This window comes from Stutzerimonas stutzeri (assembly GCF_024448955.1).
Taxonomy (GTDB): domain Bacteria; phylum Pseudomonadota; class Gammaproteobacteria; order Pseudomonadales; family Pseudomonadaceae; genus Stutzerimonas; species Stutzerimonas stutzeri_AQ.
The window spans coordinates 15,567-30,725 of the sequence record NZ_JAMOIH010000020.1; the positions used below are offsets into that span (position 1 = coordinate 15,567).

The following is a 15,159-nucleotide window of genomic DNA, read 5'->3' on the forward strand; positions in this document are numbered from 1 at the left end:
GGTTTTTCGTTGGTCGCAGCCATGTTCGTGATGGTCGTCGTCGCGCTGGCGGTCGTTGCCATGGCGCGGCTTTCAGTTACGACCAGCGGAACGTTGAGCCTGTCGATCCAGCAGGCTCGGGCCTATCAGGCGGCCAGGGCCGGGCTGGAGTGGGGTATACGCAGGGCGGTGAAGGAAGGCGACTGCGCGGCCAGTACGAGCCTGGCCTTAGCTGGGAATCTTTCTGATTTTTCCAACGTGGTCGTCTCCTGCAATCTGGTGAAATATCCGGAGCGCGAGAATGGCAAGACACTGACGTTGTACACCCTGACTGCTGTTGCGCAGAACGCGGCTTCGCCTTCGGCGCGACCGGATTATGCCTATCGAGAACTGAGGGCAAAGGTCGAGACAGATGCGAATTAACCGCTCCTTTCTGATGCGCTGCTGGCTTCTGATCCTCGCTGCGATATTGCCCGGTGGGGCGCATGCCGCGAGCTATACGTTCTATTGGGAAGGGTTTCTGTTTTGGGGTGAATACAAGACGAATACGCCCTGCACCGGCAGCTGGAGTTATAGTTCTGACACCTATAGATGCACCGGCTCTGTAAACTTGGCGCCTGGCGACACCTTGCAGGTCAATACGAGCAGGCTCGGCAACATCACCGTCGTTGCGGATGAAGGGTTCACGCTGTCGAGTAATACTATCGGCACCAGCAGCAAGAACATCACGTTGAGCGCCGGCTACAGCCCGGTGACCGCGACCGGAACCAATACCGTTCACGGCTCCGTCCTTTCCAGCAGTGGCTCGATTACATTGGCCGGCGCCGCTGTCAACGGTTCGGTCGAATCGGCTAGCGGTACGATTGCTCTTACCAACAGCTCGATAACTGGCACGTTGACCAGCAGTGGTAATACCCGACTGACCAATAGCTCCGTCTCGGGGGCGGCACGAATTACCAATGACCTCACTGCCACCAACAGCACATTCAGCAGCGATGTGACGGTGAGCGGGGTTTCCAGCTTTACCGGTGGCAGCCTGGCGGCCAACCTTTTCGGTGGCGGTAGCGTAACGACGACCAGTGGGACGACAATTAGCGGGAGCTTGAGCAATAACTACGGGACAGTCAGCCTCGACGGCGGGCGCGTGGGCGGCACAGTAAGTACACAATCGGTAGTTGCCAATGCCACGACCTTTACCGGCGATATCGTTGCGACCGGGGGGCTCGTCACTCTTACCGGCGGTTCGGTCACCGGAAACATTAGCAGCAACTGCTGTACTGTCACCTTGAATCGGTTGAAAGTTGCCGGCAACGTGTCTGTCAGCCAGAACAATATCGTTCTCGACGGCAGCACAGTTACCGGTAACTTGGTTACTACCAACGAAGTGCGGTTGCTCAATGACTCCTTCGTCTACGGCGACGTCACTGCCGCGACTTGGGGTAACGGAACTATCTTCGGTACTGGACGCAGTCACGTCTATGGCGTTTGTACTCCTACCGCCACGACGCCTGCCGACTTGTGCGACGGAGAGATCAAACCGATCTGCCTGACGGCCTCTCCCGATAATTTCAACCGTAGTGCCCTCGGCAACGACTGGGCCGTTACCTCCCGTAGTGGCAGCTTCGGCACTCCGCGCATCGCCAACGGCCGGCTTCGCCTGACTGACGACAGTAACGATGTCGCGACCGGGGCCACTGTTCAACGTACTTTCCCTGCGGCCAATAATCTGATCACCGTCACGTTCAAGTATTACGGCTATTCCAACAGGAGCAATCGCGGCGCCGACGGTATGGCGCTAATCATGTCTGATGCCCGCGTCACGCCTCAGCCCGGCGCCTATGGTGGCTCGCTCGGCTATGCGCAGAAGACTGGTATTTCCGGCTTTGCCGGTGGTTGGCTGGGTATCGGTTTCGATGAGTTCGGCAATTATTCGAATGAAACTGAAGGGCGCGTTGGTGGGATTGGCCCCCGTAGCGACGCGATTGCCATTCGTGGCTCTGGAAGTGGCACAGACGGATATCGCTATCTGACCGGAGTCAGTACCAATGGAATTGATCACTCCAGTTCGACCTCAACAGCGAACCCTGGCCATATGTACCGCGTCACGATCGATTCGCGCACCAGAGGCAAGACGCTAGTGACTGTCGAACGGGATACCGGCGGCAGCGGGAGAAATTACAGCACGCTCGTTTCGGCCTATGACGTTCAATTAAGCAGTTCACAGGTCGCGATTCCCGACAACTTCTGGCTCAGCTTCACCGGCTCGACGGGCGGCAACGTAAATATCCACGAATTGGATGATCTGCAGGTCTGTGCCAATCGGATGAATCCGATTGGCACCCAAATCGACCATTTCGAAATCATTGCACCGTCCTCGGGCCTGACATGTGCTCCGTTGCCAGTCACGGTGAAAGCTTGTCTGAACTCGGCTTGCACCTTGTACACCGAGGCGGTTACGGCAACTGCTGTCTTGTCATCTGGGGGATCGATCATCAGTAGCGATACCCGCACCTTCACAGGCGGTAGCGGCAATTTTTCGCTGCGCAGGACGACTAGGGGAAGCGCGACATTAGGAATCGCAAGCTCCAGTCCAGTGACCAAGCCCTTGAGCGAAACCCTGTGCAAGATCGGCACCAGTGCCCTGAGCACGAATTGTTCGGTTTCGTTCGCCGACTCTGGCTTCATCTTCGATGTGCCGACCCAGTTGTCCAACAAGCCTTCGGGCGATGTCCTGATCACTGCCGTTCGCAAGGACGACTCTTCGCAGCGGTGCGTGCCGGCCTTCCAAGGCGAGCGCGGGCTGCAGTTCTGGTCCAGCTACATTGACCCATCGACGAGTGCCGGCCGTTCGCTCGAGGTCAATGGCGCTGCGGTGTCCTCCTCCGAAGCGTCACCCACGGGCGTGAAGTTGACATTCAACAGCACGGCGCAAGCGTCGATAAAAGTCCGCTACAACGATGCGGGAAAATTACAGCTCAACGCTCGCTATAACGGCAGTTCAACTACCGAGGACAGCGGCTTGAGCATGCAGGGGTCGGACCAGTTCGTGGTGAAACCGGTGGGTCTGTGCGTCGAGCCGCAGATTTGGAGCTCATCAACAGCGGGGCGTTGCGAAGCGGGCGATGCCAACTGCAAGGCCTTCGTCGCGGCGGGAGACGGTTTCCCGGTGCGCTTCAGGCCGGTGGGCTGGCAGGCCGACGATGACAATAACCTTTGCGCTGGCAACCCCACCACGCCTAACTTCCGCCACGACGGCATCACCCTGGCGTCGATGTTGGTAGCGCCCAGTAACGGGGCCGAGGGAACCATGAGCCTGGCCGGCAACGACAGCAATCGTTATGACCATCGGCCGACCACCGAAGGTTACAGCAGCTCGGCAGCAGAAGTGGTGCGACTGGTGGCATTCTCGGAAGTGGGCGTTTTTCGTATCAGCGTTACGCCGCCTGGCAGCGGCTATCTGGACGGAGAGACGGTGGCTGGTGGGACTTCGGCGAATATTGGCCGAATCAAACCGGCCTACCTAGACGCGACGGGAGCCGGCTCGCTCCGACCGAGTTGCAGCCCTGACTACAGCTATCAGGAGCAACCAATGGCGTTCACTGAGTTTCCGAGCCTGACCATCACCGGCAAGAACCGCAGTGGCGTGACTACCGTTAATTATGATCGTGAAGGATTCTGGAAGTTTCCCGAAGCCTGGACGCCGACTTTTTTTTCCAGCGTTGGGCGCGCCTCGCTCGACACACGTATTCCCGGCGATGGCTCTCCCCTCAACCAAGATTGCGCCTTGGAAAGCAACAAGGCCGACTGCATCGCCGCCAGGCTACGCATTGAGGGTTCGACAGCCAGCAAGTGGGAGGAGGATAAGAACGTCGGCGATGGCGCTAGGATGCTGAAAATGCCCGATTCTCTACGTCTTCGGTATTTGCGAGGAGCGACACCGGGTAGTGACGACAAGTTGTTCGAAGCGCAGATCGAAGCCTTCACCAGCAAGGCGCAGCTTCTCGATAGCGATGGGGTATTCGTCGCTGATATTAGCGCCAGCTACACGGCGAAGGATCATGCGTTCACGATGAAGGGCTCGCAGGTTTTGCTCGGCCGCTACAGGCAGGGAGGGGCCACGGGATCGGAGCTGAGCCCCTTGCGCCTTCCCCTTGTCCTGGAGAAGTGGAACGGCAGTGCGTTTGTAACAAATACGGATCCGGTAGATAGCTCTTGCACAGAAGTCAGCGATATCAAGCTCGATAGCCCACGCGGCAACTTGTCCAAGGGTGACATTGATGCGTTGACCGTGATGCTAGGCGATGTCCTGCAAGGCATGCGCCAGATCACTTTAAGTGCGCCCGGTGTCGGCAAGGCTGGCAGCGTGCGGGTCGAGCCACAGGTGCCCAGCTGGTTGTATTTCGACTGGCTTGGTACCGGACCGATCAGTCCCAGTGCCATTGCAACGTTCGGCGGATATGCAGGGTCGAAGCCCCTGATCTTCCGCCGTGAGCTTTACAGGGGCATGTGACGTTTGGCGCGTACCGCCCGTACGAAAATCATCTGGATACCGGTAGAGAGCGTAGCGTGGCTGTTGCGGAGAAGCGATCCTGTTCGGCTTCTAGATAGTTTGTAGGACAGGAGCCTGCGTGCTGGCAACGATGCGACTGCGGTTTTTCACGGGCAGCTCTCACGTAATGGGCGGACGGGTGCGGCTGTTATGACATCTGTTTCCGCTGAAGCGGCCAAAGCTCTCGTCAAACATAGAGCCGTTCAGCTGAGCAGCCCTCATCAATGTAAAAGAGGGGATTCCCCGGCCTGCCTGTACCGAGGTCCCCGAAACTGGCTGAGTGAACCTATGCATTGCATATGCCAGTTTCGGGTTCGGTTGCGGTCTGCCGCTGATGGGCAGTGTAAGGTGGCCCGTAGTGACTGTATTGGAAGCGTTCAAGCCTGTAGGGCCGAACTTATTCGGCCGCAGACTTGCCCAGGCCGAACAAGTTCGGCCCTACGCGCTTGATTCGCGTAAGGGCGAGAGTGTCGATTTGCGCGCAAATTGGGTGCGGCTGTGCGTAGTTCGCTCACTTGTGGCGCAGCTTAGTTCTGTTCTGGCCAGACGCGGAGCGGGGCGCCTTCGGCTGGCCAGAAGCGCAGCTGATCGATTTTGGATACATCCCAGCGCTCGACACGGGAAAGCAAATCCAGGAATTGCTGTTCCTGCTTCATGATGTGCTCGGCGCACATCTTGCGCGTGCTGCCTACTTCGCTGAAGCGGATCTGCTGATCGTCGAGCTGGTAGTTGGCGAACCAGTGATTGCAGCCGGCGTTGCCGTAGGCGCGGTCTTCGCTGAAGGTCAGCGAGACCGGGTTGCGGCCTACCACGGGGTCGTCGCCGATCCATTCGGCGATGTAGGTGACGTCATGCTGCAGCGTGAGCGGGTCAACTGAGCAACCGCTGACAGACAACACGGCAAGGCCGGCCATGATGAACTTGTTCATTGCTTGGACTCCCGGCATGTGGGGCACAGGTGTCGGCCGCCGTCGTTCGTCCAGCCCAATTCGCTGATCCGCGCTTCGGCCGCCGGGGCGCGAGCGGCTTCGCCTTTGGCTGCGTCCACCGCGAATTCGAAATCCCGCTGTTTACCGCAAGCGTCGCAGTCGACCTGCCAGTTGACGATCGCCAGTTCACGAAACACCGGGCCGCTCGCCACGGCCATCCACTGGCCCGGCGGGTTGATCAGGTGTCGAACCTTGTCGACCGTCAGGCGCTGGGAGAGCTCCCGACTACCTTTGAGCGTGACGATGAGTACGTCGCCCGAGCGGATGTTGCCGCCGTTACCCGTGACCTGATAGCGGCCCGGTGCCAGGGCGCGGCATTCGGTCAGGGTGTGTGCAGGATTGAGCAGGTTGTAGCGGAAATCGTGTTCGGCCATGACTCGCAATCGACTGTGAATGAGGGGGCTTTTGCGGCGGGCCATAATGCTAGCACGGCAGATGGGCAGAGGCTGCGCTGGGACGAGGCAAAGTAATCGAGCAATCGGGTTTTCCGATGCTTTGCTGGACAATCGGTTTATGGTTGCGGCAAGCGGGGCTTCGGCGACGAGGTTCGCCCGCCCCTCACCCCAGCCCTCTCCCCGGAGGGGAGAGGGGGTGGACCGAGTTGTTGTTGTGGTTGTTTGTCTTTCCGATGGATGCTGCGAAGCCAGGGGTCAAACTGCCTGTGGGACGATGCTTCGGCGTCGAGGTTCGCTCACCCCTCACACCCCAGCCCTCTCATCGGAGGAGAGAGGGGGCGGACCGAGGTTGTTGTGGGGGTTTGTCCTTTTGAGGACGCGCAGGGTTACGCAGCCTGGGGCGGTTTTTCGCGACGAGGTTCGCCAATCCCCTCACCCCAGCCCTCTCACCGGAGGGGAAAGGGAGCTGACCGAGTGGCTGCTAGGGCTGTTATCGGCTGCGGCCACTTTGTGCGTCATTAAGAATCCAGACCATGAGCACCGATGCCCAACCAGGTTCAGACAGATAGCTACGGACGGGTATCGGCGAAAGTCTCGTCGAGAAAGCGTTGCATATCCTTCCAGGAGCGTTCGTCGGCGGCTTTGTTGTAAGCCACGTCGACACCCTTTTCCTGAAACTTGTCGGCACCAGGATTGGTGAAGCCGTGTTTGGCACCGGGCAGGTTGACGAAGCGGTAGTCGGCGCCGGCTTTGACCATTTCGGCATTCAGCGCCGCCACGTCATCGGCGCTGACCATGCTGTCTTCGCTGCCGTGTTCGACCAGTACGCGCGCTTTGACGCTGCCAGGGACGGCACGGGTTTGCGTGGCCAATGCGCCGTGGAAGCTGACGACGCCAGCGAGCGGCGCGCCCTGGCGTGCCATGTCCAGCACCACCTTGCCACCAAAGCAGTAGCCGACCGCGGCGAGTTTGGCGGCGTCGGTTTGCTGTTGCTGTCTGAGCAGGTCCAGGCCGGCGTTGAAGCGGTCCTTGGCCGCGTCGGCATCGGCCAGCGCGGCCTGCATGAAACTCATGGCGTCCTTGGGATGCTCGGTATTCTTGCCTTCGCCATACATATCGATCGCCAACGCGCTGTAGCCTAGCTCGGCGAGGTCTCGGGCGCGGCTTTTGGCGTAGTCGTTGAGGCCCCACCATTCATGCACCACGACGACGCCTGGGCGCTTGCCTTCGATGGCGTCGTCATAGGCGTAATAGCCGATCATTTTGGTGCCATCAGCTGCGGTATAGGGAAGTTCCTGAGTCTGGATTTCGGCTTGAGCGAAGGCGCTGGCGGCCATCAGCGCGCCGAGCAGGCAATAGCGCATGGGGAGGACTCCTTGTTATGGCAACGTCGATTGATAGCCGTCGTTCGACTCGCCTGCAACTCGGTCGTTCAGGTGTGGGGAAGAGCGCTGCTGTGGAGAAACAGAGCCGGCGCGACCTGGGGCTGCGCCGGATCGTGTTTACCAGCCCGGCACGCCGTGCATGTCCGGCAACCGGTGCGCGATGCCCTTGTGGCAATCGATACAGGTGGCTTCGCCGTTGGCCAGGGCTGTGGAGTGGAACTGCGATGCGCGAGCGGACTGGCGCGTAAAGTCCATGTAATCGAAGTCGTGGCAGTTACGGCATTCCAGCGAGTCATTCGCTTTCAGGCGACGCCATTCTCGTTCGGCCATTTCACGGCGCATGCCGAGAAACTTCTCCCGGGTACTGATGGTGCCGAAAATCTTGCCCCAGACCTCCTTGGATGCCTGCATCTTGCGTGCGATCTTGTCCGTCCATTCATGCGGCACGTGGCAATCCGGGCAGGTGGCGCGCACGCCCGAGCGGTTGGTGTAGTGAATGGTGTCCTTGATCTCCATGTACACGTTGTCTTCCATTTCGTGGCAGGAGATGCAGAACGCCTCGGTGTTAGTCACCTCCAATGCGGTATTGAATCCGCCCCAGAAAATGATGCCGGCGATGAACCCGCCGAGCGTCAGCGCGCCCAGGCTGTAATGCACGCTCGGACGGCGCAGGACCGTCCAGTATTTCTTGAGAAACGACAGTATCGACTTCATCCAGGCGTCCTCACTGTTCGTTCTGTTGGTTTTCGCGATAGAGCAACTCGTCGATGTTCTCGAAGTCGTTCTGCACCAGCGGTTTCACGTCGTGCTGCACTACATGGCATTGCGTACAGAAATAGCGACGAGGGGCGACGGTGCCCAGGGTCTGGCTGTCGCGATCCGTGAAGTGCGTGATGCTTATCATCGGCGCCTGGGTGCGCGCGCTATTGGCGCGGCTGTGGCATGAAAGGCATTTATTGCTGTTGGTGTCGACCTGGTAGCCGCGAATCGTGTGCGGAATGGTCGGCGGCTGTTCGGGATAGTTGCGCTCGCGCTTGAGGTCCTTGTTTTCTTCATCTTTGAGAGGCGGTGGGGTGAATTCCTGGGTGATGGTGCCGCCTGGGCGCCGACCGTCCGGCGCGGGGGCATCCAGTGGGTAGTCCTGCTCGGCGGCAATGGCCAGGCCAAACACCGCGAGGAGCGTCAAAGGCAGTAAGCGAAATTTCATGGCGACTCTCCTCAGGCGATGCTGACCACTTCGATTTTCACAGCGCATTTCTTGTAGTCGGTTTGCTTGGAGATCGGGTCGGTAGCGTCGAGGGTGACCTTATTGATCAGCTTGTTGGCATCGAAGAAGGGCACGAAGATCAAACCCTTCGGCGGCTTGTTGCGCCCACGGGTTTCGACGCGCGCCTGCATCTCGCCGCGCCGACTGATGACCTTGACCACGCTGCCACGCCGCGCCTTGAGGTCGCGAGCATCATCGGGATGCATGTACACCAGTGCGTCGGGAACCGCCTGGTGAAGCTCGTCGACGCGCTGGGTCATGCTGCCGGTGTGCCAGTGTTCCAGCACGCGGCCGGTGCTCAGCCAGAACGGATAATCCTCGTCAGGTATTTCGGCTGGGACTTCGTAGGGCAGGGCGAAGATGATCGCCTTCTTGTCCGGATAGCCATAGAACTGAACCCCGGTGCCTTTTTCTACATAGGGGTCGTAGCCTTCCCGGTAGCGCCAGCGGGTTTCTTCGCCGTTTACCACGGGCCAGCGCAGGCCTCGCTCCTGGTGATAGCGATCGAAGTCCGCCAAATCGTGGGCATGGCCGCGACCGAACTCGGCGTATTCCTCGAACAGGCCCTTCTGTACGTAGAAGCCGTACTCCTCCGACTCCCTATTGCGGTAGCCCTCTTCGATATCCGACGTGGGGAAGCGATCGACCTTGCCGTTCTTGAACAGCACGTCGAAAAGCGTCTTGCCTTTGAGTTCCGGTGCCTTGGCGAGCAGATCGGCGGGCCATACCTCATCGGTGGTGAAGCGTTTGGAAAACTCCATCAATTGCCACAGGTCCGAGCGAGCCTCGCCCGGCGCGTTGACCAATTGGTGCCAGAAGTGGGTGCGGCGTTCAGCGTTGCCGTAAGCGCCTTCCTTTTCCACCCACATGGCAGCGGGAAGGATCAGATCGGCCGCTTGGGCCGATACCGTTGGGTAGACATCGGAAACAACGATGAAGGTTTCCGGGTTGCGCCAGCCGGGTAGCGTCTCCTGCATCAGGTTCGGGCCGGCCTGCATGTTGTTGGAGGCCTGGGTCCAGTAGACCTTGAGCCCGCCGTCCTTCAGTTCGCGGCTCTGTTGCACGGCATGGAAGCCGGGCTTTTCCTGAATGGTGCCTTCGGGCAGCTTCCAGATTTTTTCGGTGGTGGCGCGGTGCTTCGGATTGGTGACCACCATGTCCGCAGGCAGACGATGGGAGAAGGTGCCCACCTCCCGCGCGGTGCCGCAGGCCGAGGGCTGGCCGGTGAGCGAAAACGGGCTGTTGCCTGGCTCGCTGATCTTTCCGGTGAGCAAGTGAATGTTGTAGATCATGTTGTTCGCCCAGACACCACGAGTGTGCTGGTTGAAGCCCATGGTCCAGAACGACATCACCTTGGTCTTGGGGTCGGCATACAGCTCGGCCAGCGCCTTAAGGCGCTCGGCAGGCACGCCCGATTCGTGGGCGGCGTGCTCGAGGGTGTAGGGTTTGAGGAACTCGGCGTAGTCCTCGAAGCTGATGTCGGTCCAGCTGGCGGCCACTGCGGCATTTTCGGCCTTCAGCTCACGGGGATCGGTGGGGCGCAGGCCGTAACCGATGTTGGTCGCACCTTTGGCGAACCGGGTGTGGTTCTTGATGAAGTCCTGATTGACCGCACCGCTCTGGATGATGTGGTTGGCGATGTAGTTGAGGATCACCAGATCGGTCTGCGGATTGAACACCATCGGGATGTCGGCGAGATCGAAGCTGCGGTGTTCGAAGGTCGACATCACCGCGACCTTGACGTGCGGCGCGCTGAGCCGGCGATCGGTGACGCGGGTCCAGAGCACCGGGTGCATCTCGGCCATGTTCGAGCCCCAGAGCACGAAGGCATCGGCGGCCTCAATATCGTCGTAGCAGCCCATGGGCTCATCCATGCCGAAGGTGCGCATGAAGCCTACCGCCGCCGACGCCATGCAGTGACGGGCATTGGGATCGAGATTATTGGAGCGGAACCCGGCTTTCATCAGTTTGTTGGCCGCGTAGCCTTCCCACACGGTCCACTGGCCGGAGCCGAACATGCCGACTGAGCTTGGGCCGCTTTCCTTGAGTGCCGCCTTGTATTTCTCCTCCATGACGTCGAAGGCTTGCTCCCAGCTGACCGGCTGGAATTCGCCCTGCTTGTCGTATTTGCCGTCCTTCATCCGCAGTAGCGGCTGCGTCAAGCGATCGGAGCCATACATGATCTTGGACAGGAAATAGCCTTTGACGCAGTTGATGCCGCGATTGACCTCGGCCTTCACATCGCCGTGAGTGGCCACGACGCGATCACCGGCAGTGGCGACCATCACGCCGCAACCGGTACCGCAGAACCGGCAGGGCGCCTTGTGCCACTGCAGGTTGGTGACCTCGGGATTGGTGATCAGGTTGCTGGCGCTGGTGGCGATCGGCAGTCCCGCCACGCTGGCCGCTATGGCCGCGGCGTTGGCCTTGGCAAATTGACGTCGTGTGAGGCTCATTCAGGCTCTCCTTCGGGTGAGAGGAGTTCGTGGTAAATCAAGGCGGCATTAAGAACGCCGGGTATTTGTTGGATATGGCTGATGGTGTCGAGAATCTGGCTTTCATGTTCGGCTTCGAGGACCACGACCAGTTTCCCCGCCGCACTCTCTTGGTGCAGTTCAGTTCCGGGCAATAGCACCAGGTTTCTTTTCACAGCTTCCAGCAGTTCGGCGCGGCAATGCACGAGCAAACTGGCGATATGCAGGGCGTTATTCATTGGTTTAGGTAAGGCTCCGCCTACATTGAAACTGCAAGCTAAAAGAGGACTGTTACGGTCAGGTTAGTGCTGGTGGTCAACTCGGCGGGCCGGGTGGTCCGAAGACGACCAGCTGGCTTATCCAGACGATGAAGCCGTACCCAGCGACGATCACGACGCTTAGCAGAGGGAACAGGAAGACCAGCAGAAATACGAACAGCCGTGTTTCGTCCGGCTTGCTTATAAGGGCGGGATCGGTGTCGTGTGGCACTGCGTTCACCTTTTTCTTCGAATGTGTATGGAGTCTAGGAAGCGCCAATGGCTTATTCAAAGTCGCCCGTCGATAAACGACAGGCTAATAAGCGTTAATTACAGTTGTTTTGACCTAGCTCAATAATAAGGTTCGGTACGGGCGATATACGGCCAAAACTTAAAGCCTGTTCTTGCGCTTGTTTCGTTGCGGCTGCGACGAAACAAGTGGACATCTAGCGTTGATATATGACCGCTTGTGCCTTTATCTGGCCAGGTTGTGGCTGCGTGGCATCTGTATGGCCGTGTGGTAGGCTGCGCCGCTTTTTTCAGGCTCGTTCCGTCGGAAACGGGTGTAGGAATAAACGCATGCTTCCTGACTCGCTCGTCCATGACCATCTCAAGCGCGGGACCGCTGCTTATCGCCGCGCCACGCTGGCATTGTTCTGCGCCGGTTTTGCCACCTTTGCCATGCTTTATTGCGTGCAGCCTTTGTTACCGCTGTTGGCGTCGCAGTTCTCCGTATCGGCGGCCGCCAGCAGCCTGGCGTTGTCCTTGACGACCTTAACGTTGGCGCTCTCCCTGTTGATCTCTGGAAGCCTGGCTGAAAGCTGGGGCCGCAAGCCGGTCATGGCGCTGGCATTGGCTTTGGCTTGCCTGCTTGGCCTCGCCTGCGTAGTGGTGGAGTCCTGGACGCTGCTGCTCGTGTTGCGAGCCCTGCTGGGGCTTGCGCTCAGTGGGTTGCCGGCCTTGGCGATGGCCTACGTTGGCGAGGAGTTCGATCCCGAGTCGTTGCCCGCCGCGATGGGCTTGTACATCGGCGGAACCGCTCTGGGCGGCCTGCTGGGCAGATTGCTGTCGGGCCTGTTGAGCGACATCGGCGGCTGGCCATTGGCGCTGGGCGGGATAGCTGGTCTCGGGCTGCTGGCGCTGGGATCGTTCATCTGGCTATTGCCAGCCTCGCGACATTTCAAGCCCCAGCCTTTATCGCTGCGCGCACTTCTGGACAACTTCGCTCGGCACCTGGGCAACCCGATTCTGCGCAACCTGTTTCTGCAGGCGTTCTTGCTGATGGGCGGCTTCGTCGCGCTGTTCAACTACATCGGTTTCCGTCTGGCAGGAGCGCCGTTTGGTCTATCGTCGACGGTGATCGGCCTGCTATTCATTGTTTATCTAGCGGGAATCTTCAGTGCGGGTTGGGCAGGGCGACTGGTACCGCGGCTGGGCGCCAAGACGGTCCTTCAATGCGGCGTCGGGCTGATGTTGCTGGGTGTCGGCTTGTGCGCAACGCCCTGGCTGGTCGCGATCATTCTCGGGCTGGCGCTGTTCACGCTCGGTTTTTTTGCCGCACATGCTGTCGCCAGCGGCCAGGTTGGCGTGCACGCCAAGGGTGCCAAGGCGCAGGCATCGGCGCTGTATCTATGCGCCTATTACCTGGGCTCAAGCGTGGTGGGCTATGCGGCTGGTTACGTCTGGGAGCACGCCGGCTGGCTACCGCTGATGGCAGTACTCGCCGCGTTATTCGTGGTGGCCGCCTGGCGTGCCGGGCGGCTGTAGACGGTCACTCGACCCGTTGCTCGCCGCTGAATACCAGCGTGGCACGGCAGCTGCGACAGAAATAACGGCGGCCTTTGCGGACCAGCGAATGGCGCTGCGGCGTGAACGGAAAATCCTGATCGGGACAGGCGCAGCGATAGATATAGCGGTTGACCTGGCGGCGGCTGACCTCATAGCTGTGGCAGCGATCAGGGGCCAGTTCGTAGACGCCGCGCATGATCAATTGCCACTCTTCGCCATGCGGGCGGATACGACCACCAAACATCTGATGGGCGATCAAATGCGCGACCTCGTGGGCCACGGTCTGCTTGAGGAAGTGATCGCGATTTTCCCGGTAAAGCTGCGGATTGAAGCGCAATAGGTTGCTATCGAGGTGCGCAACGCCAGCCTTTTGCCCGCGCAACCTGAAGCTGACCTGCGGACGCGCGAAGAGTTTGTTAAAAAAGGCCTCGGCCTGCTGATAATAGGCCTCGACACGGGCATGAAGCTGTTCGGGCATAGGGGCCTCCGAAGAAGCCCGGAATTATGCCGCAATGTGGCAGGGTGACAACCGTTCAGAGACCGCCGGGCTCCTCCTGCGGGCGGCTCTCTTGGGTGCCATAGCTCTGGTTCTGGTCCACGGTGCGCTCGTAGTTCGGCTCGAGCGAGAGCGTCCAGAACAGAATCATTCCGACCAGCACCGTCACCAGCACCAGTAACGCGACGCCCCAGATCGTGCTGGCGTATAGAAAACTCTGTGAGCTGCGCTGGCGCATGAAAGCGGGCAGGCCGGTGAACAGCAAGTACGTGGAGTAGACCCCGGCAATCAGCAGCACGATCGCGGCGAACCACCGGTTCGGGTAAAGCCCGGACACTCCGGCCAGCAGAAAAGGTGTGATCACGTAGGCGATGAAGCCGATGCACTGGTTCAGGCTTGGCCGTACTTCAAAGGCCCGCGCCATCCAGCGCACTAAGAAGCCCATGATCACGGTGCCGACGACAATGGTGACGTACAGCAGCAGGCATAGCTGGAACGCACTGCCGAAGTCGAGCCTCACCCGTTCCGCATCCACCAGGCTCCAGCCAACGAGCGTGACCCCAATGAATAGGCACACGCTTGGAATCAGGGAAAGCAAGAGCAAGTGCATCAGGTAATGCAGACCGTGCGCATCTTCCTTCTGGCGAATGGCTTCCCAGGCACGATCCGGCCGGGTGAATAAGCTGATGAATTCTGGGGTCATGGAGCCTCCTGATACCGTGCTTGAGCCGCTGTCGTAGATATAGACGTCACAGCGCCGCAGGGATTCAGCAGGCTTTGGCTTCAATCTGTCGCGTTTGGATGGTTTGGGCAGGCAAAAGATTCAAGCCCCGCCAGTTCGGGGCTTGAAGCTCGGCTCGTCAGCGTATGTAAATCGGTCCGACGCCCATGCCCCACATGATTACCGAGAGCGCGATGATCGCCACCAGCACGACCAGCCCAACGGCCAACACCGAACTAGAGAACAGGAAGCCCTCGTCAGAAGGGATATTCATGAACGTCGGCAAACCGACATAGAGCAGGTAAGTCGTGTAGCAGATCGCCGCCGTGCCGACGATCATCCCTAGCCATATGTGTGGGTAAAGCGCCGCCAGGCCACCGACGAACAAGGGTGTTGCGGTGTAGGCGGCGAACACGATGCATTGCACCAGGGTCGGGCTGGCATCGTAGGTGCGTGACATCCAGTGAATGAAGCCGCCCATCACCGCAACGCCTGCGAGCATTGCCAGGTAGGACAGAAGGGTAAGCTGAAATGCACTGCTTTCGGTGAGTCTTACGGCATCCCCACCGCCAATGCTCCAACCGAACTGGGTGGTACCGATGAAGGCGGAAATGGCCGGTATCGCCGCCAGCACCAACACTTCTCCGAGATGCAAATGTCCGACTTCGCGTTCTTCTCCAGTGATCTCCTGCCATTCCTGACCTGGGTGAGCAAATAATCCCCATACGTGATTGATCATGCCAGCGTCTCCTCGGTTTTGGAGGTCGCTTCGCCTGGCGTGCCGTCAGTTGGACGGGCGTGCGACCTTAAGTCGCAGTATAGGAATTTGGCGGTACGGCGCACCCGGCTGGTTAGAGCG

General features: G+C 59.5%; 14 protein-coding genes. 3 read left to right on the forward strand and 11 right to left on the reverse strand.

Going from position 1 to position 15,159, the window contains the following annotated elements; genetic code table 11:
- The first annotated feature begins 21 nt into the window (after window positions 1-21).
- Both NA645_RS18525 and NA645_RS18530 read left to right on the forward strand, forming a co-directional pair.
- A complete protein-coding gene (locus NA645_RS18525; protein ID WP_256050198.1) occupies window positions 22-402 on the forward strand; it encodes a hypothetical protein in 381 nt (126 codons plus the stop codon).
- Entirely contained in the window at window positions 392-4,489 is a 4,098-nt protein-coding gene (locus NA645_RS18530) for a DUF6701 domain-containing protein (protein WP_256050199.1), read from the forward strand. The genes NA645_RS18525 and NA645_RS18530 overlap by 11 nt, the downstream gene beginning before the upstream one ends.
- A gap of 566 nt (window positions 4,490-5,055) precedes the next feature.
- Here the strand turns inward: NA645_RS18530 and NA645_RS18535 are convergent.
- From NA645_RS18535 to NA645_RS18570, 8 genes are all read right to left on the reverse strand, one after another.
- On the reverse strand, window positions 5,056-5,457 hold the full coding sequence (locus NA645_RS18535; RefSeq protein WP_256050200.1) for an META domain-containing protein: 402 nt from the start codon (window positions 5,455-5,457) through the stop codon (window positions 5,056-5,058).
- Complete coding sequence (locus NA645_RS18540) at window positions 5,454-5,891, reverse strand: hypothetical protein (protein ID WP_256050201.1); 438 nt, start codon at window positions 5,889-5,891, stop codon at window positions 5,454-5,456. Before NA645_RS18540 ends, NA645_RS18535 begins: the two co-directional genes overlap by 4 nt.
- A gap of 590 nt (window positions 5,892-6,481) precedes the next feature.
- Entirely contained in the window at window positions 6,482-7,276 is a 795-nt protein-coding gene (locus tag NA645_RS18545) for a dienelactone hydrolase family protein (RefSeq protein WP_256050202.1), read from the reverse strand.
- A 138-nt stretch (window positions 7,277-7,414) separates the two neighbouring features.
- On the reverse strand, window positions 7,415-8,011 hold the full coding sequence (locus NA645_RS18550; RefSeq protein WP_256050203.1) for a cytochrome c3 family protein: 597 nt from the start codon (window positions 8,009-8,011) through the stop codon (window positions 7,415-7,417).
- Window positions 8,012-8,021: 10 nt separating this feature from the next.
- Entirely contained in the window at window positions 8,022-8,504 is a 483-nt protein-coding gene (locus NA645_RS18555; RefSeq protein ID WP_256050204.1) for a nitrate reductase cytochrome c-type subunit, read from the reverse strand.
- Window positions 8,505-8,515: 11 nt separating this feature from the next.
- Complete coding sequence (gene napA / locus NA645_RS18560; protein ID WP_256050205.1) at window positions 8,516-11,020, reverse strand: nitrate reductase catalytic subunit NapA; 2,505 nt, start codon at window positions 11,018-11,020, stop codon at window positions 8,516-8,518.
- Window positions 11,017-11,277: a chaperone NapD gene (locus tag NA645_RS18565; RefSeq protein WP_256050206.1), complete on the reverse strand. Its 261-nt coding sequence runs from the start codon at window positions 11,275-11,277 to the stop codon at window positions 11,017-11,019. Before NA645_RS18565 ends, napA begins: the two co-directional genes overlap by 4 nt.
- 76 nt (window positions 11,278-11,353) lie before the next feature.
- Complete coding sequence (locus NA645_RS18570) at window positions 11,354-11,536, reverse strand: nitrate reductase (protein WP_371924023.1); 183 nt, start codon at window positions 11,534-11,536, stop codon at window positions 11,354-11,356.
- Window positions 11,537-11,874: 338 nt separating this feature from the next.
- On the opposite strand from NA645_RS18570, the gene NA645_RS18575 reads away from it, so the two are divergent.
- Window positions 11,875-13,062: an MFS transporter gene (locus tag NA645_RS18575; RefSeq protein WP_256050207.1), complete on the forward strand. Its 1,188-nt coding sequence runs from the start codon at window positions 11,875-11,877 to the stop codon at window positions 13,060-13,062.
- Between the two features lie 4 nt (window positions 13,063-13,066).
- Here the strand turns inward: NA645_RS18575 and NA645_RS18580 are convergent, their stop codons facing one another.
- From NA645_RS18580 to NA645_RS18590, 3 genes are all read right to left on the reverse strand, one after another.
- The gene (locus tag NA645_RS18580) at window positions 13,067-13,561 is read right to left on the reverse strand and encodes a SprT family zinc-dependent metalloprotease (protein WP_256050208.1); all 495 of its coding nucleotides are present in this window, start codon (window positions 13,559-13,561) and stop codon (window positions 13,067-13,069) included.
- Between the two features lie 55 nt (window positions 13,562-13,616).
- Entirely contained in the window at window positions 13,617-14,282 is a 666-nt protein-coding gene (locus NA645_RS18585) for a Yip1 family protein (protein WP_256050209.1), read from the reverse strand.
- 157 nt (window positions 14,283-14,439) lie between these two features.
- Entirely contained in the window at window positions 14,440-15,039 is a 600-nt protein-coding gene (locus tag NA645_RS18590; RefSeq protein ID WP_256050210.1) for a Yip1 family protein, read from the reverse strand.
- Window positions 15,040-15,159 lie beyond the last annotated feature (120 nt).

What these genes read in the sequence shown, in the direction of transcription:
- NA645_RS18580 (WP_256050208.1), bottom strand. Translation starts at nt 13,561, where the DNA reads ATGCCCGAACAGCTTCATGCCCGTGTCGAGGCCTATTATCAGCAGGCC.
- NA645_RS18590 (WP_256050210.1), bottom strand. Translation starts at nt 15,039, where the DNA reads ATGATCAATCACGTATGGGGATTATTTGCTCACCCAGGTCAGGAATGG.
- NA645_RS18555 (WP_256050204.1), bottom strand. Translation starts at nt 8,504, where the DNA reads ATGAAATTTCGCTTACTGCCTTTGACGCTCCTCGCGGTGTTTGGCCTG.
- NA645_RS18545 (WP_256050202.1), bottom strand. Translation starts at nt 7,276, where the DNA reads ATGCGCTATTGCCTGCTCGGCGCGCTGATGGCCGCCAGCGCCTTCGCT.
- NA645_RS18525 (WP_256050198.1), top strand. Translation starts at nt 22, where the DNA reads ATGTTCGTGATGGTCGTCGTCGCGCTGGCGGTCGTTGCCATGGCGCGG.
- NA645_RS18585 (WP_256050209.1), bottom strand. Translation starts at nt 14,282, where the DNA reads ATGACCCCAGAATTCATCAGCTTATTCACCCGGCCGGATCGTGCCTGG.
- NA645_RS18535 (WP_256050200.1), bottom strand. Translation starts at nt 5,457, where the DNA reads ATGAACAAGTTCATCATGGCCGGCCTTGCCGTGTTGTCTGTCAGCGGT.
- NA645_RS18550 (WP_256050203.1), bottom strand. Translation starts at nt 8,011, where the DNA reads ATGAAGTCGATACTGTCGTTTCTCAAGAAATACTGGACGGTCCTGCGC.
- NA645_RS18540 (WP_256050201.1), bottom strand. Translation starts at nt 5,891, where the DNA reads ATGGCCGAACACGATTTCCGCTACAACCTGCTCAATCCTGCACACACC.
- NA645_RS18530 (WP_256050199.1), top strand. Translation starts at nt 392, where the DNA reads ATGCGAATTAACCGCTCCTTTCTGATGCGCTGCTGGCTTCTGATCCTC.
- NA645_RS18565 (WP_256050206.1), bottom strand. Translation starts at nt 11,277, where the DNA reads ATGAATAACGCCCTGCATATCGCCAGTTTGCTCGTGCATTGCCGCGCC.
- napA (WP_256050205.1), bottom strand. Translation starts at nt 11,020, where the DNA reads ATGAGCCTCACACGACGTCAATTTGCCAAGGCCAACGCCGCGGCCATA.
- NA645_RS18575 (WP_256050207.1), top strand. Translation starts at nt 11,875, where the DNA reads ATGCTTCCTGACTCGCTCGTCCATGACCATCTCAAGCGCGGGACCGCT.